Raw genomic sequence first — 25,414 nt, forward strand, 5'->3', positions numbered from 1 at the left:
ACATGTGATAATCCCAAACAAGCCGTTTAACGGCAGGTTTGGGATTTTTTTATGACTAAGGGGGTCAAAATGACAAATCAAATCACTTTTTATGACACAACCATGCGTGATGGAGAACAAACCATAGGGGTAAATTTTACGATTGATGAAAAAATAAAATTAGCGCAAGCACTAGAAAAATATGGGGTGTCTGCTATTGAGGCTGGTTTTCCAGCAGCATCCGAGAAAGACTTTGATGCTGTGGTAGAAATTTCAAAGGTAGTACACACAGCTAAGGTTGTTGGTCTTGCGCGCCTTGTGCGTCAAGACATTGATGCCGTGGTTGCAGCCACACAGCAGGCAAAGCACCCCATGATCCATGTTTTTATTGCCACATCACCAGTGCATCGTACCTATAAGCTACATATGTCGCCTTCAGAAATTATTGAAAAAGTAATATCAGATATTCACTACACAAAAACAATGATGTCAGAAATAATTTTTTCACCAGAAGATGCCACGCGAACTGAACCAGAATTTTTAGCGCGCGTGATTCAAGCAGCCATTGAATCCGGCGCAACGATGATTAATATACCGGATACCGTAGGCTACGCCACACCATATGAATATGGTGAACTGTTTGAGTATTTACGCGAACATGTACGAGATTTTGATCAAGTGACTTGGGCCACACATACACACAATGATTTGGGAATGGCTAACGCCAATGCATTGGCAGGTATTATGCACGGGGCTACAGAAATTCAAGGCACAATTAACGGTATAGGTGAGCGTGCGGGGAATGTCGATATTATTGAGGCTGCTGCAGCTATTTATGTTCGACGACAAACTTTTGCGAAACAAACAGCAATTATTTTAGAGCAATCAAAGCACATTTCGGATATTGTTGCTCAGGCCACTCACATGCCGGTAGCTAAAAATAAACCCATCATGGGGCGTAACGCGTTTGCACATGAGTCAGGCATTCATCAAGATGGGTATCTTAAGAATCCTGAAACTTATGAAATCTTGAGACCGGAAATGGTCGGGACGCAAGCCTCATTACCACTAGGAAAACTATCCGGTTCGCATGCTGTCATGAATCAGTTGCTCTCTCTGGGATATCATATTTCTCGTCAAGATATGGTGACCATTCTACCTATTTTTAAGCGTATTGCTGAAAAAACATCAACGGTTTCCGATCAACAAATGCAAGATATGATGACCATGATTCAAACCAACAAGATGATGGGGGCCATTCATGAGTGACATCAAAAAAATAGCGATATTAAAAGGCGATTACATTGGACCGGAAATTATGGCTGCAGGGCTGGCAGTTTTAGAAGCTGCGACGGCGGGTTCTACTTTTAAATATGAGTTAATCGACCTGCCTTTTGGTGGGGATGGCATAGACCGTGTGGGCGATCCGCTACCTGAAAAAACGATTCAAGTAGCGAAACAATCGGATGCCGTCTTATTGAGCGCGATTGGTGGTCCTAAATGGGATGACGCAACGAAACGACCCGAAGAGGGATTACTTGGTATGCGATCGGCTTTAGGATTGTTCGCAAATATCCGACCAAGGCATATCACAGCAGCACAAATTGCGCGTTCACCACTAAAACAATCGTACGTTGCAGACACCGACTTTGTGATTGTACGTGAATTAACGTCAGGCGCTTACTTTGGTGAACCCCGTGTGTTAGCAGCAGACTTTGCAAAAGATACTATGTATTACAGTACTTCTGAAATCACTCGAATCATGCAGACAGGCTTTCAACTTGCCGAAAAACGACGACAACATGTCACGATTGTGGATAAATCAAATGTGCTGGCAACGTCTAAATTGTGGCGTCAAATTGCAACAGAAGTGGCAAAATCCTACCCGGATATTTATGTTGATTATTATTATGTCGATGCTATGTCGATGGCTATTATTGCTAAACCTACAGCCTTTGATGTGATTATCACGCCGAATCTATTTGGTGATATTCTCAGTGATGAGGCAGCACAAATTACTGGGTCTATCGGACAAATACCTTCAATGTCAGTTGGTCAAGGCGGGCCGAATTTATATGAGCCAATTCACGGATCGGCGCCAGATATCGCCGGAAAAGGTATTGCGAATCCAATGTCAATGATTCATGCTGTAGCGATGATGCTTTCCGAAAGTTTTGGGGAAGTGAACTTGGCCAGGCAAATTACTGATGCTGTATCGGCTGCCATTAATGCTCAGGTTATGACGCCTGATATGGGTGGTCATGATACAACGCTCACAGTAACTAACTACGTGATTCAATCTATTCAACATGTGAGAGAGGGTAAGCAATGAAGCAAACACTATTTGATAAAATTTGGAATACGCATGTAGTGGCTGGTGAGCCGGGTGAGGCACAACTGATTTACGTCGATTTACATTTAATTCATGAGGTGACTTCACCACAACCGTTTGATGGTTTGCGTAGTACAAAGCGGCAATTACGACGACCAGATTTAACCTTTGCCACAATGGATCATAATGTACCAACAAAAGACATTTTTAATATTGAGGACCAAATGTCTCGTTTACAAATGGATACTTTGGTAAAAAATGCGCAAGAGTTTGGGGTGCCATTGGCTTCAATTGGTGATGATAAGCAAGGCATTGTCCATGTTGTTGGTCCAGAGCGCGGGCTAACACAACCGGGAAAAGTCATTGTTTGTGGGGATTCACATACAGCTACACACGGTGCATTTGGCGCCATTGCGTTTGGTATTGGTACATCTGAAGTTGAACATGTGATGGCTACGCAAACGATTTGGCAAGTTAAACCAAAAACGATGGGCATTAAAGTAACAGGTGAAATGCCAAAAAATACTTATGCTAAAGATATTATTATGGCTATTATTGCAGAACATGATGTCTCTTTTGGTACCGGTTATGCGATTGAATTTTATGGTGAAACGATTGAGGCGCTGTCTATGGCTGCACGGATGACACTATGTAATATGTCAATTGAAGCAGGATCAAAAACTGGGATGGTGAAGCCAGACCAGACCACATTTGATTATATAGCCGGTCGAGAGTTTGCACCAAAAAAATTTGACTCGGCTAAGGCTTATTGGTCGCAATTTTATACAGACGATGAAACGGCCTTCGATGAGATTATCACTTTTGATGTCAGTCACCTTAAGCCGATGGTAACATGGGGAACAAATCCGGGGATGGCAACTGCAGTAAATCAAATATTACCGGAAATAAGAGATGATAATGATCGCGCAGCATACGATTATATTGGTTTAGAGCCAGGAATACCAGTGACCGATATTCCACTAGACTATATTTTTATTGGCTCTTGCACAAATAGTCGCTACGAAGACTTGGCAATCGCTGCTGCCATGATGAAAGGGCAGCATTTGGCACCCAATATCACAGCATGGATTGTGCCAGGGAGTCGCGCCATTCGTAATCGTGCGATTGCAACCGGTATTGCTAAAATTTTTGAAGCGGCGGGTTGCGAATGGCGAGAACCTGGGTGTTCAGCATGTTTGGCGATGAATCCAGATAAAATACCAGCCGGCAAGCATGTGGCTTCCACGTCTAACCGTAATTTCATTGGGCGACAAGGGGCTGGCTCTCGTACACATTTGGCTTCACCAGCAATGGTTGCTGCTGCGGGTATTGCCGGACACTTTGTTGATATTACAGAAATCTGATTTAAGGGGGGCGTCTATGGAAGCATTTATTAAAGCAACAGGTCGTGCGGTGGTGATCCCAAACGACAGTATTAATACCGACATCATTTTACCAAAGCAGTTTTTGAAAAATATATTGAAAACGGGGTTTGGGCCACATTTATTTTATGATTGGCGCTATCTTGCAGATGGCAAAATAAACCCGAAATTTGAGCTCAATAAGCCAGAACATGCTGGTGCTACTGTACTGATTACTGGGGTTGATTTTGGTTCTGGTTCGTCGCGCGAACATGCGGTATGGGCACTTACTGATTATGGCTTTCGTGCGGTGATAGGTGGCAGCTTTTCAGATATTTTTTATATGAATGCCACTAAAAATGGGTTACTACCTATTGTGTTACCAGAAGCAGAACGACAAATTTTACGTGATATAAAACCTGATGAAACAATAACGATTGATTTGCCAAATCAAATAGTCACTTATAACAATAATCAATTTCACTTTGATATTAATCCGCAGTGGCAAGCAAAGTTTATTAATGGTGAAGATGATATCGATGTCACAATGAAATTTGAAGCAGCCATTACAGCGTTTGAAAAAAAACAACCAAACTTTGATTAGGAGGAAACCAGATGAATCGTGCAACTGTCTTGCAACAGAGCATGGACGCAACACTTGTCGCCATCTGGGGACCAGAAACGAAAAAATCTACAATGAACTAAAAGGAGTATTGAAAATGTCAGAAACAACTACAACTACAAAAACAATAACATGGAACGGTGGTGTTCAAGAAGAGGCCATCACGATTTTGAAAGCAGCAGGGGGCATGATTGTTAGTCCAACAAAGGTTGGTTACATTATTATGACTTCTGATAAGCAAGGATTAGAACGCAAATTTTCTGCAAAAAATCGTCGACGAAATAAACCTGGGGTTGTTTTATGTGGCTCAATGGCACAAGTCAAAGCATTGGCAGAAATGACGCCCGAAATTGAGCAAATGTACCAAAAACATTGGGATGACGATATTTTGCTTGGATGCATTTTGCCATGGAAAGCGGCCGGTAAGGCCATGATTCCAGCAGATGGCAGTCAAGAATTGATGATGGATCAACGTGAGACGAGTTGTTTTGTGATTAAGTTTGGTAAACCAAGCGAAAAAATTGCCAAGACAATGTGGGAAACTTACCATAAGTTTTCGTTTGCGAGTTCAGCAAACCCATCAGGCAAAGGGAACCGCGGACTTGTCACAGGTATTGGGGAACAGATTGAGCGGGCAGCAGACTTAATTATTGAAGCTAATGACTATGTTGCTAGCATTCAACCTGATAAAACAGTTGATACACGCTACGAACAAGGTGTTATGGTTTCAATGGTTGATGACAAAGGGCACCTTATTCCAGAACAGCATGGTCGTGTGGGCGTGCAACCAGCACCTATTGTTATTCGTAAGGGATTAGATGTTGATAAAATTATGAAACACATGAGTGATATTTTCACTACCTGGGATTACCGACATGGTTTCTATTATTAAGTGGGCAACAGAACAATTAGGAGAATAGTATGATAGAAAAACAGCACCGCACCACATTACAAACCGATATTCTACGGTATAGTAGCTTTATTTTACTCATTTTAGTAGCTGGTATTTTGCTACTAATGTCAGGTGTTGCAAAATATCCTGAAATCATAGGAATGGCTTATTTATCCTTTACATTTGGGTTGCGTCATGCCTTTGATGTTGATCACATTGCAGCGATTGATAATATGACACGTAAAATGCTGAACGATGGCAAAAATACACGTGGTGTGGGCTTTAGTTTTTCATTTGGACATTCAATGGTGGTTGTTTTAATGGCATTGTTGACGGTTTTATTTGTGGCGTGGGCGAAGCAATCCATGCCGATTTTTGAGCAAATTGGCGGTGTTTTTGGGACAATGATAGCTGCTGTTATGCTGTTATTATTGACGATTGTTAATACGTTTATTATGCGTGGTATTTGGCGAGAGTTTAGGCATATTGGGCGTGGTGGACAGCAACACACGACTGATGAACGATATCAGCAATCAGCAATCTATCGCTTTTTTTTAAAGTTGCTAAAATTAATTAAACACAACTGGCAAGTTGCAATTGTTGGCTTTTTGTTTGGTTTGGGTTTTGACACAGCGACGCAAATTGCCGTATTAGCGACATCAGCGACGGCTGCAAATGCAGGCATTGCCTGGTATACCACGCTTGCTTTCCCGCTGTTATTTACAGCTGGTATGTGTTTGATGGACACAGTGGATGGTTTTTTCATGAGTACCACCTATACTTGGATTGTGTCGTCATCGTATCGTAAGGTTTACTATAACTTGATTTTGACAGGTATTTCGATTATGGCTGCAGGCTTTATTAGTTTTGTTGATTTCATTCAGTCAATCAGTGTGATGCTTAATTGGCATAATAGTTTGACCGATTGGGCACAAGCTTTAGATTTCAATAAATTAGGGATTATTTTAGTGGCAATATTTGCCGTAACATGGATTATTGCCTTAACGTTGTGGCGTGTACTAAAGCTCTCTGAGAAAGATGTGTTATCTCACTAAACTGCAAAAGAATGTCTGTTACTAAGCAAGATTCTTTTCGTATAATAAATGCGTTAACCATTACAACGGTTGAATATGCTACTATTAATGGTAGGATATAAATTTATTGTGTCAGTTGTTTTTAATCTTCTATTAATCAGAAACAAGTACAATAAAAACAACATAACGCTACAATGGAGATGCAAAATGTCAAAGGCAATTAAAATTTTATTAATCGAAGATGATGCTAATCTCGCAGATAATATTGTGGGCTTTTTGCAAGATTTTGCGGATGTTAATGTTGTAACCAATGGATTAGATGGGGAATACGAGGGACAAGAATCCCCTTATGACTTAATTATTTGTGATTTAATGTTACCTGGCGAAAATGGGCTAGAGGTGATTAAGCACTTGAGAGACAATGATATTGAGACGCCTGTCTTAATTTTAACGGCTAAAAGTTCTTTGGATGATAAGATTGAAGGTTTCAATGTTGGTGCTGATGATTACTTGACAAAGCCTTTCTATCGTGAAGAGTTACTAGTACGTGTTAAGGCATTATTGCGCCGAGCAGGTGTCTATTCTGAAGATAACATGATAACTGTTGGTGATGTACTCATTAATTTGGAGAATCGCGGGGTACAAGTTCATGGTCAACCGGTTAAATTAGTGGGTAAGGAATTTGATATTTTAACTTATTTAGCTCAAAACAAGAACATTATTGTGACACGAGATCAAATTTTTGACCGTGTGTGGGGAATTGATTCAGATACGACGATTAATGTTGTCAATATTTATTTGAACAATCTTAGACGTAAATTAGAAGCTGTCGGGCAAAATGATTTGATAAAAACATTACGTAACATCGGTTTTATTTTAGAGGTTGATGATGCCTAATGTCATTAATAAACAACAACAAATTCGCGGATTTTTACTTTTGATTGCGAGTTTTTTTGTTATTTTCTCAGTTCTTGGTGGGGTGATTTATTGGTCGTACACACGGACAATTTTTCAGAATTCTGATTCTGCCATTACCCAACAAATCAAACAGTTTAATTTAGCAGGGGCATTAAGGGATTCGGAAGATACTAACCGTAAATCACCAATGCTGCTACAATCTAATACATTGGCGGATGTTTGGGTTTATGATAAAGACAAACATCTCTTGTTAGATGACCGTATACCAGAATCATTACAAGAGATCTACCGCAAGCAGTTCAAATATCGTGGTAATTTTATCTCGTCAAGACCCAAGACAGTACAAATAGAAGGTAATTACTATCGTGTCGCTAGCGTAGAATTTATTGACAATACCCGTAATAATAGTGGGCAACTTGTTAAGTATGGGATTATCACTGTCAATGTGAATGATACAATTTTTAACCTGAACCACTTCAAAAAAGTTATTTTGTGGTCGTTTGGTACTTTTGGTCTACTCGCATTGATGGTCTCATATTGGATTAGCCTTAAAAATATGAAACCAATCATTAAATCTTGGCAACAGCAACAAGATTTTGTTAATAACGCGGCACATGAATTACGAACACCGATGGCAGTCATTCAAGGTAAACTAGAAAATATGTTGACGCACCCAGAATCAACAGTCCGCGAGCAGTCGAATGCCATTATCTTGTCGCTATCAGAAGTACGACGTCTAACGTCCTTAACGAACAATATGCTCACATTAGCAAAGTCAGAATCCAATATGACGCGTATTGAAAAAGAACCGACTAATATCGCCGATTTCTTGTCTCGTATTTTAGCACCTTATCAAGAAATGGCAGAATTTGATGGCAAGCAGGTATTACTTTCTGCACATGTTAATCAGCCCATTTATATTGATCAAAAGCGCATTCATCAGTTAATTGTACTTTTAGTCGATAATGCTATGAAATATTCAGAAGCAGGTGCCACGGTAGCAATTGCTGCTAGCATTGAAAAACGTAAGTTTGTTTTGACAGTAGCTGATACGGGGCGCGGTATTAGCGATGAAGCCAAAAAGCATGTTTTTGACCGCTTTTATCGTGAAGATAAAACGGGCAGTCGCGAAACGGGTGGTACAGGTCTGGGACTATCTATTGCAGAATGGATTGTCAGGGCACACGGTGGTAAAATTACTGTAGCAGACAATCAGCCGAAAGGCACCGTTTTTAGAATTACCTTACCACTTTAATATTCAGTAAAACTTGTCACGCTATACTACTTTTATCTTAGGAGGGTCGTTATGAAACATAGTTTAATTGTCGTGGCTGCCGTTTCGGCAATTGTTGGTGGCGGAGTTGTTTATTCAGGCACGCAGCCAAACTCGTGGTTTCAAAGAGAACCAGCAATTGAGAAAAAAGCTAATGTCACAGGGCAAGCAACCATAGCTAAGACATCTTATAAAAGCCAAGACACAGCAACGACAGCCTACAATAAAGTTAAAGATGCTGTTGTTACAGTTCAGAATATGAAAAGAGAGACAGCGCAGCCAACAGATGGTTTTGCTGCATTATTCGGACAAAAACCTAAGCAAAATAACCCAAATGGGGCCGTTCAAACAGCATCAGAAGGGTCAGGTGTTGTTTATAAAATTGATAATGGTTATGTCTACATGATTACTAACAATCATGTCGTGGCTAATTCCGATGCATTACAAATCATCACGGCTAGTGGTGAAAAAATCAAAGCAACTATTGTAGGGACTGATCAACAAAAAGATTTGGCTCTCATTAAAGCCAAGACAGATGCAATTAAAACGGTTGCACCATTTGGCGATACGAAGAATATCCAATCGGGACAGCCGGTCTTAGCCATTGGTTCGCCGTTAGGTTCACAATATGCCACTTCAGTAACCAGTGGTATTATATCTGCTCCTCGCCGTGATTTAACAAGTCAACAGACTGGCGGTAATACAGAGCAAGTGATCCAAACAGATACTGCTATTAATCCTGGTAATTCAGGGGGCCCCTTGGTTGATTTAAATGGGCAAGTAATTGGAATTAATTCTTCAAAAGTAGCCGCTTCAGACAACGGGACAAGTGTAGAAGGCATGGGCTTTGCCATTCCTGCTGATGTCGTACAAAGCTTCATAAAAAACACTGAAAAATAATATGAGTTAAAAACACCATTGCGTCGATAATTATCGATGTAATGGTGTTTTTTGATACTTTTCAACGGATTTTCAAATATATTAGTAAAACATATGAAAGGGCTTTCATTAATAAGAGTGATGTGCTATCATTAAAACTTGTAAACGCTTACAAGTGACAACACTTGTTTCTACTAGAGGAGAAGTAGCATGATTAATACTGTTAGCAAAAGTGCTAAGCATCATCATGATTTTGGGCAATTAGCAGATGGATATCTGAAAAAGACACCAATTTTCCAATTTGTCGTTGTCTCACTTATGTTTCCGTTGTGGGGAACAGCAGCAAGTTTGAATGATATTTTAATTACGCAGTTCAAAACTGTTTTTGAATTAAATGATGCAGCGACAGCTTTTGTTCAGTCTGCATTTTATGGCGGTTATTTTCTGGTAGCAATTCCAGCGAGCTTTGTGATTCGCAAAGCGTCTTATAAAGTAACGATAATGACAGGGTTAGTCGCCTATATTTTGGGCGCAGGGTTATTTTTTCCGGCTTCACGTGTAGCAACTTACTCAATGTTTTTAGTGGCGATTTTTGCGATTGCGATTGGCTTGTCCTTTCTTGAGACAGCAAGTGATACATATAGTTCCATGATGGGTCCCAAAAAGTATGCTAACCTACGTTTGAATATTTCACAAATCTTGAACCCAATAGGTAGTATTACGGGTATTTTGTTGGGTAAGTATTTGATTTTTGGTTCTGTGGGCAATTTATCAGAGAAAATGTCTGGTATGCAAGGTGCAGAACGAATTGCATACGGTGAAAAAATGTTGCAGTTGACCTTGCAACCGTATAAATACATTTTGTTTGTCTTGATTGCGATGTTGATTGTCTTGGCCTTTACTAAAATGCCAAGTGCTAAGCCAATTGTGGATGAAACGAAACACGCTAAAGTGCGTTTTAGTGAGTCCATTGCTTATTTGTTTCATAATTATCGGTTTAAAAAAGGTATTTTAGCGCAATTTATCTATGTCGGCATGCAGACAGCAGTTTGGTCATTTACCATTCGTCTAGCTTTGGTGATGAATCACAGTATTTCTGATGCACAAGCGTCTAATTTTATGATTTACTCATATATTGTCTTTTTCCTTGGAAAGGTTGTAGCGACATGGCTATTTACTCAAATTAAGCCGACGCAAGTATTGACTGCTTATTCAATTTTAGGGACCTTATCACTACTGCTGGCAACATTTGCCCAGGGTATGATTGCTGTTTATGCAGCCGTTGGCGCCAGCTTCTTCTTTGGACCACAGTGGCCAACTATCTATGCGCATACCCTTGATAACGTCGCAGATAAGCGTCATACCGAGACAGCAGGTGCCATTTTGGTCATGGCTATTGTTGGTGGTGCTGTGGTACCAGCTATCCAAGGACTTGTATCGGATGCGGTGGGTTCGATGCAACTATCATTTATCGTCCCTACCGTAGCATTTGCTTTAGTCAGTTACTATTTTGCAACTGAAATCAAGCACGATATTGAATGATTGAACGAAATGGAGAAACTCATGGCAATCAATGACTATTTTACTGGGATACAACATGTTGGCATACCAACTCAGAATTTAGAGGCAACAATAGCCTTTTATGAAACAATTGGCTTCAAAAAATCCGGTTTATTTCGAAATAATGACAGTCGTTGTGCTTTCATGCAATTTAATAATCTCGTTATTGAGACATGGGAGGGCGATACAATAAATCATGCGGGGGCAATTAACCACATATCTTTGAATGCAACAGACATTGATAAAGCCTTTGCAGCTGTTAAAGCAGCTGGTTTGATGTTGGTGGATCAAGAGATACAAAGTATCCCTACTTTCTGGGAAAATGGCATACGTTACTTTAACATTTTGGGACCGAATCAAGAAACGATTGAGTTTTGTCAAATTTTATAACTAAAAAAAGACACATAGCCTATATGTGTCTTTTTAATTCAACGTCCTTTGGTACCAATCGAGAATTTGTTTTGGTGTGAGCCGCTCGCCGTGGCCAATGCGAGATATTTCTTTACCATTCTCAAACAAAACAAAAGATGGAATGCCACGTAAATTATATGCTGTTGCAACGTCCAGGTTATCATCACGATCAGCATCGAACCAGTTTGCTGTTTGGCTAACAGTGTCTTTAATATTTTGGATGAATGGTTTAATAGCACGGCAATCGCCACACCAATCCGCTGAAAGAAACATGACATTACGACCAGGCTTGTGAATATTTTCTGTCACAACAGCGTTGGTATTTTTGACAGGTTGATACATGGTTATTCTCCTTAGTGACATTATTTTTGAAAAGTATACCACAAATTCTAATGGATAATATTTTTTATGTTTGTGAGTTTAAAATGATAAAAATAAAAAAAAGATTTGAAAAATGTTTGACATCACACAAATATTGCGTTAAAGTATAAACAACATAAACGTTGATGAGATAAGTATACTATTTAATCTTAATGAGAGAGCCCGTATTTGGTGTAAGCGGGTAAGTGCGGATAGTCGAAAATGGTCTTGGAGTTTTTTATGGAGATGAGCCAGCGAGCACTCATATGTGTGACGTAGTAAGTTGAAATCGAGGGTGTTCGTTAACGCACGACGTATAACCAAAAGTATTCACAGATGTTCTCGACGAATACTTTGAGGCGTACGATTAAGGTGTTGTGCGGAAGCACAACATGAACACAGGGTGGTAACACGTGTATTGAACGTCCCGTAGTCTAGCAATCTAGACTACGGGATTTTTTTGTTAACAGCAGGACCAGGAGGGGTAAACAGTGAGTGTGACATTGCAAAATGGCTTATTACGTAGAAAAAAAATAATTGTGGGGGAATTTAATATTTTAGCACCGACGTTGAATATTTTGGTGGTTAATTTAATGCCAAATCGATTACAGACAGAAAAACAATTTGTGGCACATTTGGCATCACAACGTATTAATATCAGGCTGACTTTTGCAGTGCCAACTGCGCATAAAGTGAAGCATGAGAGTAATTTAATTAAAGGACATTATGTCACGCTAGATGATATTTGGCAAGAATACTTTGACGGTCTCATTGTAACTGGTGCGCCAGTTGATCAAGTTCCCTTTGAATCAATTGACTATTGGTCTGAATTTCAGAAGTTATTGTTTTGGCGTCAATCTCATGTGTCTGAAAGCTTATTTACTTGTTGGGCAGCCTATGGTGCTGGTTACGTTGAAAAAATTTTTCCGGTTGAATCAGTAGTACACAAAATTTTTGGTGTCTATCAAGCAAGTGTGGCAAGTGATAATCAACACCCAGAATTAGTGCAGAATATTGACCAGCTGATCATGCCACACTCTCGTTATTTTACAATTCCAGATGACAATGTGTCCAAGAACTTAAGGATTGCAGGGAACAATCAAGTAGGAACAGTGTTGTTAAGAGATGCATCGCGACATTCCACTTATACCACTGGGCATTTAGAATATGACACGAATACCCTGCAAACTGAATATTATAGGGATATTCAGCAAGGCGTTCTACCACAAAAACCAGAAAATTATGATAGTTTTGGTCAACCTAACAATACATGGCATGTAAGCGCTAAAAGTTTTTTCGGCAATTGGACTAAGCTATTGCTGATGCAGAAACATTTGCCTGAAACTGTTGATTACATCACTGCACTCGGATAAAAGGAGCCTTTGAATATGGGATTAAGTATTGATACTGTTTTAGCACAAGCAGGGAATGGTAGTGATGATGACAAAACTGGTGCGATTGTGACGCCATTATATTTTTCAACGGCTTATCGGCATCCTAGTTTGGGCGAATCAACTGGATTTGATTATGCACGTTTAACCACCCCGACACGAGCTGTACTTGAACAACAACTTGCATTATTAGAGAAAGGGGTGCAAGCTTTTGCAACTAGTTCGGGTATGTCAGCGATTGATTTAGTTTTTGAAACTTGTCTTAAAAGTGGCGACCATTTTTTGACGAGTGATGATTTATACGGTGGGACATATCGTTATTTTGATGCCATTGTATCTCAAAGTCAGATCACCTATGACACATTTGATACTGTTTCTCATCTGATGCAAAAGCTTCAGTCGAACACGCGATTGATTTGGCTTGAAACACCCTCTAATCCAATGATGAAAGTGATAGATATCGTAGAGTTATGTAGACAGGTACGTCGTGTCAGTCCAGATATTGTGATTGCTGTGGATAATACATTTTTAACACCAATTTTTCAACAGCCTTTAGCATTGGGGGCAGATATTGTTGTCCATTCTGCAACAAAATATTTAGGTGGACATAATGATTTATTAGCTGGCGCGGTCATTGCCGGTAACCAGTTGCTTGCCAAACAGTTGACGGATACACTCATAACACATGGACAAGTGTTGGATAATTTTAGTGCTTGGCTGCTGATTCGTAGTTTGAAAACTTTGCACCTGAGAATGGCACGGCACAATGAAAATGGCCAGTATCTAGCTAAGAAACTTCTGAATGTAGCTGGTATAACTAGTGTAAAGTACGCAGGAGTAGGCGGTATGATAAGCTTCTATTTGGCTAAAGGATATGATGTTAATCGCTTTTTAACACGATTACAACTTGCTTCGTTTGCTGAAAGTTTAGGCGGACCAGAGACGTTAATTACAATACCAGCAATACAAACACATCATGATATGACCATTGAAAAGCGCGAAGCATTAGGCATAACAGACCAGCTTGTCCGTGTTAGTGCCGGTTTGGAAAACAAATTAGATATATTTGAAGATATTGAACAAGCAGTGGTGGGGGCAAAACTATGAGTGATTGGACAGATATTATTCACGTTGCAACAACACATGACCCATTATCTGGCGCCATCAATACGCCAATACAGCTCAGCTCTACTTTTCATCAATCATCTTTTAATGATTTTGGTGAGTTTGATTATGCACGGTCTGGGAACCCAACACGTGCATCAGGCGAAATAGCAATTGCGACACTCGAACATGGCACGCATGGATTTCTTTTTAGTACGGGGATGGCAGCTATTAGTAGTGTCTTGTTTACCTTATCTGCTGGTGATCATATTGTTGTGAGCAAGCATGTTTATGGTGGTACTTTCCGTGTACTAGAAGATATCCTACCACGATGGGGAATTACACATGATTTTGTCGACTTTGCTGATGTGGCAGCTGTTACAAAAGCCATTAAGCCAAATACGAAAGCATTATATATTGAAACACCTTCAAATCCAACATTACAAGTTACCGATATTAAAGCTATTGTTGCTGTCGCAAAAAAGCATCATCTGCTAACAATTGCGGATAATACCTTTTTATCACCATTTTTGCAGCGACCATTGGATTTGGGTGTTGATATTGTTGTCCATTCTGCGACTAAGTTTCTAGCTGGTCATTCGGATATATTGGCTGGTGCTGTTGTCGTTAAACAGAAAGCATTAGCTGATCGCATTTATTTTATTCAAAATGCGGTTGGTGCTACCCTTGGTGTGTTTGATACATGGCTGCTGTTGCGTGGTATGAAGACGTTAGCCGTACGGATGACGCAATCCAGTCAGTCCGCTAAAAAAATTGCCACTTTTTTAGCTCAGCACGATAAAGTTAGCCGTATATTATATCCCGGCTTATCAACGCATCAAGGTTATGATATTCAGCTATCACAGGCTAAAAACGGTGGTGCAGTTCTCAGCTTTGATGTCGGTAGCCAGCATAATGCACAAACTGTTGTTGCTAATTTGAAAATACCTGTATTCTCGGTCAGTTTGGGTGGTGTCGAAAGTATCATTAGTTATCCGCCAAAAATGAGCCATGCAGAATTAACAACAACACAATTATTAGAAAACGGAATTTCTCCTGGTTTACTCAGATTATCCGTAGGATTAGAATCTGCCGATGATCTCATAAATGATTTAAATCAGGCATTAAACAAGATAAAAAAAGGAGCATGATAACTATGACACAGGCAGGAAAATTAAACTATCATTTCGATCAAGTGGGGTCATATTTACGACCTGAAAACTTAAAGATAGCGCGTGAACAATACGCAAATGGTGATATTTCAAAAGAAGATTTATTAACAGTACAACATGCTGAGATTAAAAAACTTGTCGCCCAGCAAGTGGCTGCCGGCTTAAAGGCTGTCACTGATGGCGAATTTAATCGGTCGTGGTGGCATCTCGATTTTCTAGGGAACTTGGGTGGTTTTGAATTTTACGATCAAGTAGATTCTTACAAATTTCATGGTGAAAAAACACGATCAACCAATATACGACTAAATGGCAAGGTTCATGCTAATTTAAAGCATCCGTTCTTTGAAGATTTTGACTATTTAAAACGCATTGTACCTGATGGTATTGAAGTTAAGCAAACCATACCGTCGCCAAGTTTGATTATCAACCGCGATCAACGGTCAGATGCATGGGCACAATACTATGACAACTGGTCTGATTTTCTCGATGACTTAGCGCAAGCTTACCATGATACACTGCAGCAATTTTATGACTTGGGTGCACGTTATATTCAGCTTGATGATACAACTTGGGCTTACTTGATTGCACAGCTCAACGCTTACCGTGATGATCCAGTTGGCCGTGCGCCATTTGAACAAATAGCAGCAGATGATGTGTATGTCATTAATAAAGCCATAGCAGGTTTGCCAGAAGATTTAAAGTTATCGACGCACATTTGTCGTGGAAATTTCAAATCCACTTACTTATTTGAGGGTGGTTATCAACCAGTAGCTCAATATCTTGGACAATTAAATTATGATGCTTTTTTCTTAGAATATGATAATGATCGTTCAGGTGACTTTGAACCACTGAAAGCGATTTACAATAACCGGCCAAATGTTGAAATTGTATTAGGTCTATTAACGTCTAAATCAGCTGATTTAGAATCCTCACAAGAGGTTATTGCGCGTATTGACGAGGCAGCAGCTATTATTCCAAGATCTCAGTTAGCGCTATCCACGCAATGTGGCTTCTCATCAACAGAAGAAGGCAACATTTTAACAATTGCTGATCAATGGCGTAAGTTAGCCTTGGTCAAAAGCATTGCTGATCAAGCTTTAGGGTAAAAATAATATCATTTGTTGTCGCTAACCGAGGCGCGTATACTTAGGTTAACGCATTATTAAAAGGAGAAAATTATGTCAGAAACAGTTGTTGAAAGTTTCACACTAGACCATACAAAGGTTAAAGCACCTTATGTTCGTGTCATCGAGACACAAAGTGGCCCAAATGGTGGAACCATTACTAATTACGATTTACGCTTAACCCAGCCTAATGAAACGGCTATCGAAACTGGGGGATTGCATACGCTAGAACATCTTTTTGCTGGCTTAGTGCGTGATGAAATTGATGGCATTATTGATATGTCGCCATTTGGCTGCCGTACTGGGTTTCATGTCATTTCTTGGGTAAATTATGATTCAGAAACTTTGGCCAAGGTCTTTAAGAAAGTCTTGGAAAAAATAGCCAGTGATGATATTACTGAGGTACCTGCTGCGGAAATTGAGAGTTGTGGTAACTATAAAGATCATAGCTTACATTCTGCTAAAGAATGGGCCAAACTAATTTTGGCTCAAGGCATTTCAAGTGATGCGTTCGAACGTCATGTTGTATAAGTATTAAAAATAGCCGAGATGAGTAATTGTGTCATACACTAAACAGAGAGTTCAAGTTGGCTGAAATTGAACAGGGTAGCACTATGAATATGGTCTCGGTATATTATTGGTTACTATTGTGAGCTGAATAAACAGTTAGCATTAGTCGGTGAGCGCGTTATTGCTTGGTTAATTGGAATGATCCGATTAACAATGAGATATACCTGTGTATATAAACGCTGGGTGGTAACACGATCACACGTCCCGCAGTCTAATAATTTAGACTGCGGTTTTTTATTAGTCAAATGAAACGGGTGGTAGATGATGAAGAAGCAAATAATCTATTATTTACATGCCAATCAAGTTGTCACTGCTATCTTTCTTTGTGGGGATGGCGCACAGGTTGACTGCTAAGCGTTAAAACACTATTTAAGCGGAAAAAATTAATATTTGAAAAAGGTAAAGTATATGACAAACAAGACTTTAAATAAAATTGGCTTTCAACATGTGGGATCATTTTTGAGGCCAGAACAACTTAAACAAGCGCGCGCAGACTATGAAGCGCATAAAATTACTGCAGCCGAATTAGACAAGGTAACGGATGAAAAAATCAAACAGTTAGTCGAAAAACAAGTGGCTGCTGGGTTAGACATAATTACAGATGGGGAATTTCGGCGCTCGTATTGGCACCTTGATAATTTTTGGGGTTTTGGTGGTGTTGAACGTTTCAAGTTTGGCGAAGGGTATCGTTTTGCCCATGAAGAAACACGTGATGACTCAGCACGTTTAACGGGGCGTTTAACTTTTGACGCTGAGGTGCATCCTTTTATTCAACAGTTTGTATTCTTAAAAAAATTGGCAGACCAGCATGGTGTGGCTGCTAAAATCACGCTACCTGCACCAGCGCAATTTTATGCTGAGCTTGTGCGTGGGGATAATGCAGCACGTATAGTAAAGTATTACGACAATTATGAGACATTATATGATGATATTAAGCGTGTCTATCATGAAGAAATGTTGGCATTATATGAGGCGGGGGCACGTACCATACAATTAGATGATTGTACTTGGGGCATGTTGGTGGATCCGAAATTCTGGTCTTTGATGGCTGGCGACGATTTTGATGCTCATACGATTAAGCAAGTTTATTTAGACTTAAACAACGGGGCGATCGCTGGTTTGCCAGATGATTTAGTGATTAACACACATATTTGTCGTGGTAATTACCATTCAGATTGGGCAGCAACAGGTGGGTACGATGCTGTTGCTGAACCATTATTTACGCAAGAAAATGTTGCTAATTATTTCTTGGAATATGATACAGCGCGATCAGGTAGTTTTGAACCATTAGCAAAAGTGTCAGGAAATAAGTGTGTTGTTTTGGGCTTGGTAACAACTAAAAGTGGTGAATTAGAGGATCGTCAAACTATTATTGACCGTATTCATGATGCGTCAAAGTATCTGCCACTCTCACGACTTTGGTTATCAACGCAATGTGGTTTTGCTTCAACCGAAGAAGGCAATGTGATTACGGAAGCACAACAATGGGCAAAATTGGTATATGTGAAATCGATTATTGATGAAGTATGGCAATAAATAATCAGGCGAGTTATCGCCATACATAAAGGATAATCATATGGAGAACCAAAGCAGTTTGAAATCATATGAATTGAATCACATCGCCACTCGCGCTATACTTTAATTATTTACTTTGAGAAAAATTGTGTGATAGGTTAAATTATTTAGGGAATAGGATAACAATATGAATCGAAAAAAACTGACGGGTATTGCCATTGTGGTTGTGCTAATAATAGGTAGTTATTTGTTTTTACAGCAAAAACCAAAAGAACAGCCAAAAAGCCAATTGCAAGTTGCCGTTCAAAACCCAATTACAACACTAGACCCAAATTTTGCTGATGATATTGGTTCTAACTGGGCTGAAACACAAACGTTGGAAGGCTTATATACATTGGATGATAAAGGTCAGGTGGTCGCTGGTATGGCGGAAAAAGTCGTTAAGCCAACGGTCAATAATACGGTTTATACGATTAAAATAAAGGCTAACCAAAAATGGTCGGATGGCACGCCTGTTACAGCTGATGACTTTGTCAATTCGGCTAAGAGACAAGTTAATCCCGCCTCAAAATCAACACGAGCGAATCATTTTAAAGATTTAGCTAACTATGACAGTATCCGCAAGCAAGGTGCAGATATCAATGAACTTGGTATTAGTGCACCGGATAAGGCAACAGTTAAAATTCAACTATCACATCCCGTGCCGTATTTTAATTTTATCTTAGCTAACCAACTTTACCCAATTAATATGGCAAAGGTGCAGGCATATGGTAAAAGGTATGGGCAAACAGCCGAGACGACGGTGTCTAATGGGGCTTATGCAATTAAAAATTGGAATCAATCAGCTACCACTTGGCAATTTGTTAAAAACCCATATTATTCTAACAAGCAACAGGTCCATTATCAAACAATTAATACAACTGTTGTCACGAATGCAACGTTAGCTAGTAAACAGTATTTGGCCGGTAAAGTGGATGAAGCCGAAATTACTGGAAGTGTCCTATCTGATTTAAAAAAGCAGCATAACAAAGATATTAAATCACAACAAAAAGGTCGTATGGTGTTTATTGTTTGGAACGCGCAAGACAAAATTGCCGGCAATACCAATTTTAAAAGAGCAGTGAGCTATGCAATTAATCGGGATGTTTTGGCACAACAAGCCTTGGGAGATGGTTCAACAGCAGCAAAATCTATCGTACCTAGTGGTGAAATCACAATAGATGGGCAAGACTTTAACCATGATTTATCGTTACCTTTTGACAAAACAAAAGCGCAAGCATATTTGAAAAAAGCACAGGATGAATTAGGGACCAAAAAAATTAGCCTCAATTTGAACTTGGCAGATACCGATGCTTATCGTTCGTTAAGTGTTTACCTGAAAGAGAGAATTGAAAGTGTATTACCTGATGTTACAATTAATATTAACCGAATGCCGTTAAATGCAGAAATTTCCGCATTTAATGCACGTAATTTTCAGGCAGGTACGTTGAGTTGGTCGACAGATTATAACGATCCAATTGATTTCTTGGACATGGCCTATTCAGATGGCGCAATTAATTTCACAAAATGGCAGCATCCGGATTATGACCAATTGATTCAACAAATTAATCAGCAAGGTGATGCAACAACAACACGCTTTAAATTAGAAAAAGACGCAGCTAAATTAAATAATGACTTAAATGGTGTCACACCACTCTACCAAATGGCCAATGTTCATTTATTACAATCACACGTACGTGGCTTAACTTATCCAGTAATTGGTTATCAAAATTATAAATATGCTAAGTAGCGCGAAAGAAGGACAGAACAATCATGAAGAAAATAGGCATTGCTGGTAATCACTTGATGCATGCTAATCCGAGGTTTGGCACGAATTATGTGAATTATATTCAGAAAAATTATGCGGCAGGTATCACTAATGGTGGGGCACTTCCGATTATTTTGCCAATTGGCGCCCCCGAATTAGCCTCAGATTACATCGCAACAATCGATGCGTTACTATTACCTGGTGGCCAAGATGTCTCACCAGATGACTATGGTGAAGAACCTATACCACAAATCGGTGAAATAGATCCGCAACGTGATGCTTTTGAAATAGCGTTAATTCAAGCCGCAATTGCCGCAGATAAGCCTATTTTTGGTATCTGCCGTGGCGCACAGATAATTAATGTTGCCTTGGGTGGTACACTATACCAAGATTTAACAACACAAGTACCGGCATTAGCGGTCAAACATGACCAGTATCCAACAAAATGGTCGACACCAACACATCACTTGGCTTGGCAAAGTAGTAACTGGCTAACAGCACATATGTCAAAGACGGCGTTAGTCAACTCTTTTCATCATCAAGCAGTCAAAACATTGGCGACAGGTTTGCAGTTAGATGCTACTAGCACTGATGGCGTCATCGAAGCCTTTTCAGATGAAAAACGGCGTATTTACGGTGTTCAATGGCATCCGGAAATGCTGCTGATGGCGGATAAAAATGCACAACTTGTTTTTGATGCGTTTATTAGTAGGGTTTAACTACTTGTTTGTCATAAAGTCGTCATATAGGACGGCTTTTTTTCATTGTTAAAATAGCGTACAATGTGATGAGTGATGAATAAAAAAGTTTTTGGGTGCGCAGGTGGGAAATAAAACACCGTCATCCTGGAGAAGAAAATGTTTCAATATATAAAAAAGATTTTGATTGGTAAGCCACTAAAAACACTAGATGAGGGCGGACAATCACTTTCTAAGAAAAAAGCGCTTGCACTATTGTCATCAGATGCGTTATCATCTGTTGCTTATGGTACAGAATCGATTACAACAACTTTGCTGGCTGCAGGCGCGGTTGCGTTATGGCTCCAGCTACCAATCGCTTTATTGGTTCTGATACTATTGGCAGCAATTGTTTTGAGTTACCGACAAATTATTCATGCTTACCCTTCAGGTGGCGGTGCGTATGCGGTAGCGAGTGAAAATTGGGGCGCTAAGGCCGGCTTGGTCGCTGGTGGCTCCTTACTTGTGGATTATATGTTGACGGTGGCAGTATCTGCCTCCGCTGCATCTGATGCAATCACGGCAGCTATCCCGATGTTCCAACCTTATGTTGTGCCACTATCGATTATTATTGTGGTGTTATTGACAGGGATGAATTTACGCGGATTACGTGAAAGTGCTAATTTTTTGATGTTCCCCGTTTATTTCTTCATCATGGCTTTGGGCGTAATGATACTATGGGGTGTTTATCAAGCAGCAACTGGGCAATTGCCTTACCATGCTGCTGCACGTGTTGGCACGAGTTTTTCCGGCTTGTCATTTGTGTTGTTTATGCGAGCCTTTTCTAGTGGTTCCTCATCATTGACAGGTGTTGAAGCAATTTCCAATGCTGTACCAAACTTTAAAGTACCAAAAGAGAAGCATGCAGCAACGACACTGAGTATGATGGCCTTAATTTTGGCCTTATTTTTTGGTGGTATTACTTTTCTAAGTTATTGGTACGGGGTTAAGCCAAATGCCCATTCGACCGTATTGTCTCAAATTGCGGCAACAACATTTGGCGGACATGGTGTTGGTTTTTATGTCATTCAGCTTGCGACGGCTTTGATTTTGGCAGTAGCGGCTAATACCGGTTTTTCTGCATTCCCAATGTTGGCACTTAATCTCGCTCGGGATAAGTACTTGCCACATCTTTATATGGATAAAGGTGATCGATTGGGTTATTCAAATGGTATTTTATCACTGGCATTTGGTGCGATTATTCTGTTATTGATTTTCCATGGTTCAACAGATGCTCTGATTCCTCTATATGCTGTCGGCGTTTTCGTACCATTTACACTATCGCAATCAGGTATGATTATCCATTGGTGGCGTAAAAAACCAGGTTATTGGTGGTTTAAAGCCCTGATTAATTTTATTGGCGCCGCGATATCGGTAATTCTAGTTATCACGCTATTTGCGACACGTATCGAGCACGTTTGGCCATATTTGTTGATTATGCCAATTGTGATGTTTATGTTCTTAAAGGTTAAGCATCATTATGTTAGCATTGCACGTCAGTTGCGTTTAGAATATGTTAAAAATGATCGTGCGGTTCGACATCACTATGATGGTGCCACGGTGATTGTATTAGTATCAAATATCACTAAGGTGACAACAGAGGCCATTGATTATGCATTATCAATTGGCGATTATGTTGTTGCGATGCACGTGAGTTTTGATGTTAATCCTAAAAAAGAATTAGAAACATCCAATGGCTTCAAAGAAGACTTTCCAGATGTGCGTTATGTTGATATCCATTCATCTTATCGGTCAATTGTGAAACCGGCATTAAGTTTCGTAGATGCCGTTGTGAAACAGGCTGAAAAGCGTAACCATTCTGTGACTGTTTTGTTGCCACAATTCGTACCGAAAAAGCCGTGGCAGAATATCCTACACAACCAAAATTCGTTAAGGTTACGTACAGCATTTGCTTCACGTAATGATATATCTGTGTCAACGTATTATTATCACTTATCAGAATAAATTGTGTACATCACACAAACAAGCGCAATAGCTAACCGTAATTTTACTTAAAAGAAAGGGCGACGCCATTATTCGACGTTAGAGGCTAAAATCTATGTCATTTGATACAAAATTAATTTTGTTTTTTATTTGGGTTGTGATCGCTATGACAATTTCAACAGTTGGCCTGATTCTTATTATGAGATGGTACCACCGCGAAGTTAAAAAAGTTAAAAGTGCACAACAAGAGAAGCAGGCACTAGACAATAAACGAATACCAAAAAAATAAGGGACAAAAAAAGCAGTCAGGCGTTTGACTGCTTTTTTAGAACGATTCGGTTGGCACAGTGTTAAGTTTACTTTGCCAATCGATGTCTGGATATTTACGTTGTAGTGTGGTAGCAAGCACTCTCTTTGCTAGATTACCATTTCGTGTAAAAATAGGTCCGTGGAAATAAGAACCATAGACATTTTTATAAATGACACCTTCAGAATGATCCATGCCGTTGTTACCGTTGCCGGAAATAACGGTACCAAGTGCACGTTCGCCTTGGCCAAGGAAAGTCCGTCCTTGGTGATTTTCAAAGCCGTGATATTCTTCACCATTGTCGTTGTTTTTGATGACAATATTGCCAGTTAAACGTTTACCCGACAAAACGGTTAAGCTTTTATCATACATATTTGTTGTAAAATGATCCATCACGCCAATACCGTCAACTTTTTTGCCATCGGCCATAACCATGTAATGTCCTAAAAGTTGAAAACCACCACAAACAGCTAAGAGCGGGCCATCATGTTCGATATATTGTTTTAAATCTGTTGCTTTTTGCTTGAGGTCTTCGGCGACGATAGTCTCTTCATAGTCTTGTCCACCACCAAAGAGAACAAAATCAAACGCTGAACTATCAAAACGATCCCCTAAAGAAACCAGATGGTAATTCATCGTTACACCTATTTTGGTAGCATAATATTTTAGGGCAATAATATTACCATAATCGCCATAGGTATTCATGAGGTCACCATAAAGATGTGCGACCGAAATGTCATATGTCGCCATTAAAAGCCTCCTTTAATGTAGCCAGCCGAGCCTAATTGTTCACGTAATTGTAGCATTGCCGTGTAAGTTGCGACAATGTATACCTTATCTGTTGGCATGGCTTTGATTGCTTCAACGATACGTGTAAGATCTTGATAAATAGCCTGATCTTCAAAGCCGGCCATTTTCAAACGAACGTGAATATCTTTATAACGCTGACCACCGGTGGCAACAGCTTGAATGTTGGTATCATGCAGTTTTTCAAACTCAGCATCCCAAATCCAACTTGTGTCAATACCATCGGCATAATTGGCATTGAGTAATGCGAGCATAGAAAAATCATCCTGTTCGGTAAGCATCATATCAATAACCGAATTGGTACCGACTGGGTTTTTAATGAGGACAATGGTGACATCCTTACCATCAACATGAATGGCTTCTTGGCGACCAAATATTTGTGCATTTGACTCAAAAGCTGTTTTTATCTGATCGGCTGAAACATTAAATTCGCGTCCGACAGCAAAGGCGGTGAGGGCGTTATAAATGTTGTACAAACCACCAATCTCAATGCGCAGTGGTGTATTATCAATTGAAAAAGTAGAGTATTTTGGTGTGAGCTCATCGACATGTGTGACTTGATAGCGTAAGTTGGGCCTAGCAAATTGATCAGTGGTGCTAAAATATTTACCAAGATTAGCATAAGTAATGAAATCATAGTGCAATACACTGTGGTCTGTTGGTGATAAAATACCGTCTGTATTAATTGGTGCTGCACCTGGCTGATATTCTGCAGGCTGTACATGATTAAATCCAAAATAACGTCGTTCATTCGGGAAATCGCCGCGTGTGAAAATTGGTGAATCGCCATTAGCTAAGACGACCGCTTCGGGGGCATGCTTGATACCCGCGATAATTTTATCGTAAGTGGTGTAAATTTCACCATAGCGGTCAAGTTGATCTCGAAAAATATTTGTCAAAACAAACATCTTAGGCTTAATTGCAGAAGCAATTTTTTCGACGTTAGCTTCATCTACTTCTAATACAGCAACGGGCTTCTTGCCATTCGCTGATGGCTTAATTTTACTAGTAACTAGCGTACCAGTGATACCTTGAATCATATTCGAGCCAGAATGGTTGGTAATGACTTCATAACCGCCAGCTTGTAAAACACGTGTGATTAAGGCAGTGGTTAACGTTTTACCATTTGTACCGGTAACAATAACTAAATCAAAATCTTGCTGAATAGACTTTAAAACATCAGGATCAATAGATACAGCTAATTTACCTGGTAAGCTAGTGCCACCACGATGGAGCACGTCATGTAGCAACCAATGAGCGCTTTTGGCTGTTGTACGTGCAAGTGTACTTTTAAGTGTCATAAATATCCCCACTT

The 25,414-nt window shown here is 39.7% G+C and carries 24 protein-coding genes; 21 read left to right on the forward strand and 3 right to left on the reverse strand.

The genetic code is table 11. The features are described 5' to 3' along the window. Window positions 1-69: 69 nt before the first annotated feature. From C5L21_RS02390 to C5L21_RS02440, 11 genes are all read left to right on the forward strand, one after another. On the forward strand, window positions 70-1,248 hold the full coding sequence (locus C5L21_RS02390) for a 2-isopropylmalate synthase (protein ID WP_085699554.1): 1,179 nt from the start codon (window positions 70-72) through the stop codon (window positions 1,246-1,248). Next, complete coding sequence (gene leuB / locus C5L21_RS02395; RefSeq protein WP_133286001.1) at window positions 1,241-2,311, forward strand: 3-isopropylmalate dehydrogenase; 1,071 nt, start codon at window positions 1,241-1,243, stop codon at window positions 2,309-2,311. The genes C5L21_RS02390 and leuB overlap by 8 nt, the downstream gene beginning before the upstream one ends. Next, complete coding sequence (leuC, locus tag C5L21_RS02400) at window positions 2,308-3,675, forward strand: 3-isopropylmalate dehydratase large subunit (protein WP_085699558.1); 1,368 nt, start codon at window positions 2,308-2,310, stop codon at window positions 3,673-3,675. Before leuB ends, leuC begins: the two co-directional genes overlap by 4 nt. A gap of 16 nt (window positions 3,676-3,691) precedes the next feature. Beyond that, the gene (gene leuD, locus C5L21_RS02405; protein ID WP_085699560.1) at window positions 3,692-4,276 is read left to right on the forward strand and encodes a 3-isopropylmalate dehydratase small subunit; all 585 of its coding nucleotides are present in this window, start codon (window positions 3,692-3,694) and stop codon (window positions 4,274-4,276) included. A 115-nt stretch (window positions 4,277-4,391) separates the two neighbouring features. Further along, window positions 4,392-5,186 carry an L-threonylcarbamoyladenylate synthase gene (locus C5L21_RS02410; RefSeq protein ID WP_133286002.1) on the forward strand — a complete coding sequence of 265 codons (795 nt, stop codon included), beginning with the start codon at window positions 4,392-4,394 and terminating at the stop codon, window positions 5,184-5,186. A 29-nt stretch (window positions 5,187-5,215) separates the two neighbouring features. Further along, entirely contained in the window at window positions 5,216-6,241 is a 1,026-nt protein-coding gene (locus tag C5L21_RS02415; protein ID WP_085699562.1) for a HoxN/HupN/NixA family nickel/cobalt transporter, read from the forward strand. A gap of 186 nt (window positions 6,242-6,427) precedes the next feature. Beyond that, entirely contained in the window at window positions 6,428-7,117 is a 690-nt protein-coding gene (locus C5L21_RS02420; RefSeq protein ID WP_004899129.1) for a response regulator transcription factor, read from the forward strand. Further along, window positions 7,110-8,393, forward strand: coding sequence for a sensor histidine kinase (locus tag C5L21_RS02425; RefSeq protein WP_004899127.1), 1,284 nt, complete (start codon window positions 7,110-7,112; stop codon window positions 8,391-8,393). Before C5L21_RS02420 ends, C5L21_RS02425 begins: the two co-directional genes overlap by 8 nt. 51 nt (window positions 8,394-8,444) lie before the next feature. Next, window positions 8,445-9,311 (forward strand): S1C family serine protease, encoded by an 867-nt coding sequence (locus C5L21_RS02430; RefSeq protein ID WP_004899126.1) that lies wholly within the window; start codon window positions 8,445-8,447, stop codon window positions 9,309-9,311. Between the two features lie 189 nt (window positions 9,312-9,500). Next, window positions 9,501-10,832 carry an L-fucose:H+ symporter permease gene (gene fucP / locus C5L21_RS02435; RefSeq protein ID WP_004905471.1) on the forward strand — a complete coding sequence of 444 codons (1,332 nt, stop codon included), beginning with the start codon at window positions 9,501-9,503 and terminating at the stop codon, window positions 10,830-10,832. A 21-nt stretch (window positions 10,833-10,853) separates the two neighbouring features. Further along, a complete protein-coding gene (locus tag C5L21_RS02440; protein ID WP_085699564.1) occupies window positions 10,854-11,240 on the forward strand; it encodes a VOC family protein in 387 nt (128 codons plus the stop codon). A gap of 33 nt (window positions 11,241-11,273) precedes the next feature. On the opposite strand, the gene C5L21_RS02445 is transcribed toward C5L21_RS02440, so the two are convergent. Continuing rightward, window positions 11,274-11,603: a thioredoxin family protein gene (locus tag C5L21_RS02445; protein ID WP_004905475.1), complete on the reverse strand. Its 330-nt coding sequence runs from the start codon at window positions 11,601-11,603 to the stop codon at window positions 11,274-11,276. A gap of 509 nt (window positions 11,604-12,112) precedes the next feature. Here C5L21_RS02445 and C5L21_RS02450 point away from each other — a divergent pair. The 10 genes from C5L21_RS02450 (at window position 12,113) to C5L21_RS09415 (ending at window position 23,274) form a co-directional block, all read left to right on the forward strand. Beyond that, window positions 12,113-12,994, forward strand: coding sequence for a homoserine O-acetyltransferase/O-succinyltransferase family protein (locus C5L21_RS02450; RefSeq protein WP_133286003.1), 882 nt, complete (start codon window positions 12,113-12,115; stop codon window positions 12,992-12,994). 15 nt (window positions 12,995-13,009) lie between these two features. Beyond that, window positions 13,010-14,119, forward strand: coding sequence for a trans-sulfuration enzyme family protein (locus C5L21_RS02455; RefSeq protein ID WP_085699567.1), 1,110 nt, complete (start codon window positions 13,010-13,012; stop codon window positions 14,117-14,119). Beyond that, window positions 14,116-15,267, forward strand: coding sequence for a trans-sulfuration enzyme family protein (locus C5L21_RS02460; protein WP_004905483.1), 1,152 nt, complete (start codon window positions 14,116-14,118; stop codon window positions 15,265-15,267). Before C5L21_RS02455 ends, C5L21_RS02460 begins: the two co-directional genes overlap by 4 nt. A gap of 5 nt (window positions 15,268-15,272) precedes the next feature. Beyond that, a complete protein-coding gene (locus C5L21_RS02465; RefSeq protein ID WP_012305419.1) occupies window positions 15,273-16,394 on the forward strand; it encodes a vitamin B12 independent methionine synthase in 1,122 nt (373 codons plus the stop codon). Window positions 16,395-16,466: 72 nt separating this feature from the next. Continuing rightward, a complete protein-coding gene (locus C5L21_RS02470; protein WP_004899110.1) occupies window positions 16,467-16,943 on the forward strand; it encodes an S-ribosylhomocysteine lyase in 477 nt (158 codons plus the stop codon). Window positions 16,944-17,390: 447 nt separating this feature from the next. Next, on the forward strand, window positions 17,391-18,518 hold the full coding sequence (locus tag C5L21_RS02475; protein WP_085699569.1) for a 5-methyltetrahydropteroyltriglutamate--homocysteine S-methyltransferase: 1,128 nt from the start codon (window positions 17,391-17,393) through the stop codon (window positions 18,516-18,518). Between the two features lie 166 nt (window positions 18,519-18,684). Next, window positions 18,685-20,286, forward strand: a complete 1,602-nt coding sequence (locus C5L21_RS02480; protein WP_085699571.1) for a peptide ABC transporter substrate-binding protein — start codon at window positions 18,685-18,687, stop codon at window positions 20,284-20,286. Between the two features lie 23 nt (window positions 20,287-20,309). Further along, window positions 20,310-21,023, forward strand: a complete 714-nt coding sequence (locus C5L21_RS02485; RefSeq protein WP_040177411.1) for a gamma-glutamyl-gamma-aminobutyrate hydrolase family protein — start codon at window positions 20,310-20,312, stop codon at window positions 21,021-21,023. A gap of 138 nt (window positions 21,024-21,161) precedes the next feature. Further along, complete coding sequence (locus C5L21_RS02490; RefSeq protein WP_085699572.1) at window positions 21,162-23,006, forward strand: APC family permease; 1,845 nt, start codon at window positions 21,162-21,164, stop codon at window positions 23,004-23,006. A gap of 94 nt (window positions 23,007-23,100) precedes the next feature. Then, window positions 23,101-23,274: a hypothetical protein gene (locus tag C5L21_RS09415; RefSeq protein WP_004899099.1), complete on the forward strand. Its 174-nt coding sequence runs from the start codon at window positions 23,101-23,103 to the stop codon at window positions 23,272-23,274. Window positions 23,275-23,310: 36 nt separating this feature from the next. On the opposite strand, the gene C5L21_RS02495 is transcribed toward C5L21_RS09415, so the two are convergent. Together C5L21_RS02495 and C5L21_RS02500 are read right to left on the reverse strand one after the other, a co-directional pair. Continuing rightward, a complete protein-coding gene (locus C5L21_RS02495; RefSeq protein ID WP_085699574.1) occupies window positions 23,311-24,042 on the reverse strand; it encodes a type 1 glutamine amidotransferase in 732 nt (243 codons plus the stop codon). Then, complete coding sequence (locus C5L21_RS02500; protein ID WP_004905517.1) at window positions 24,042-25,400, reverse strand: Mur ligase family protein; 1,359 nt, start codon at window positions 25,398-25,400, stop codon at window positions 24,042-24,044. The genes C5L21_RS02495 and C5L21_RS02500 overlap by 1 nt, the downstream gene beginning before the upstream one ends. Between the last annotated feature and the right edge of the window lie 14 nt (window positions 25,401-25,414).

The organism is Leuconostoc citreum, from assembly GCF_004354555.1.
GTDB lineage: Bacteria > Bacillota > Bacilli > Lactobacillales > Lactobacillaceae > Leuconostoc > Leuconostoc citreum.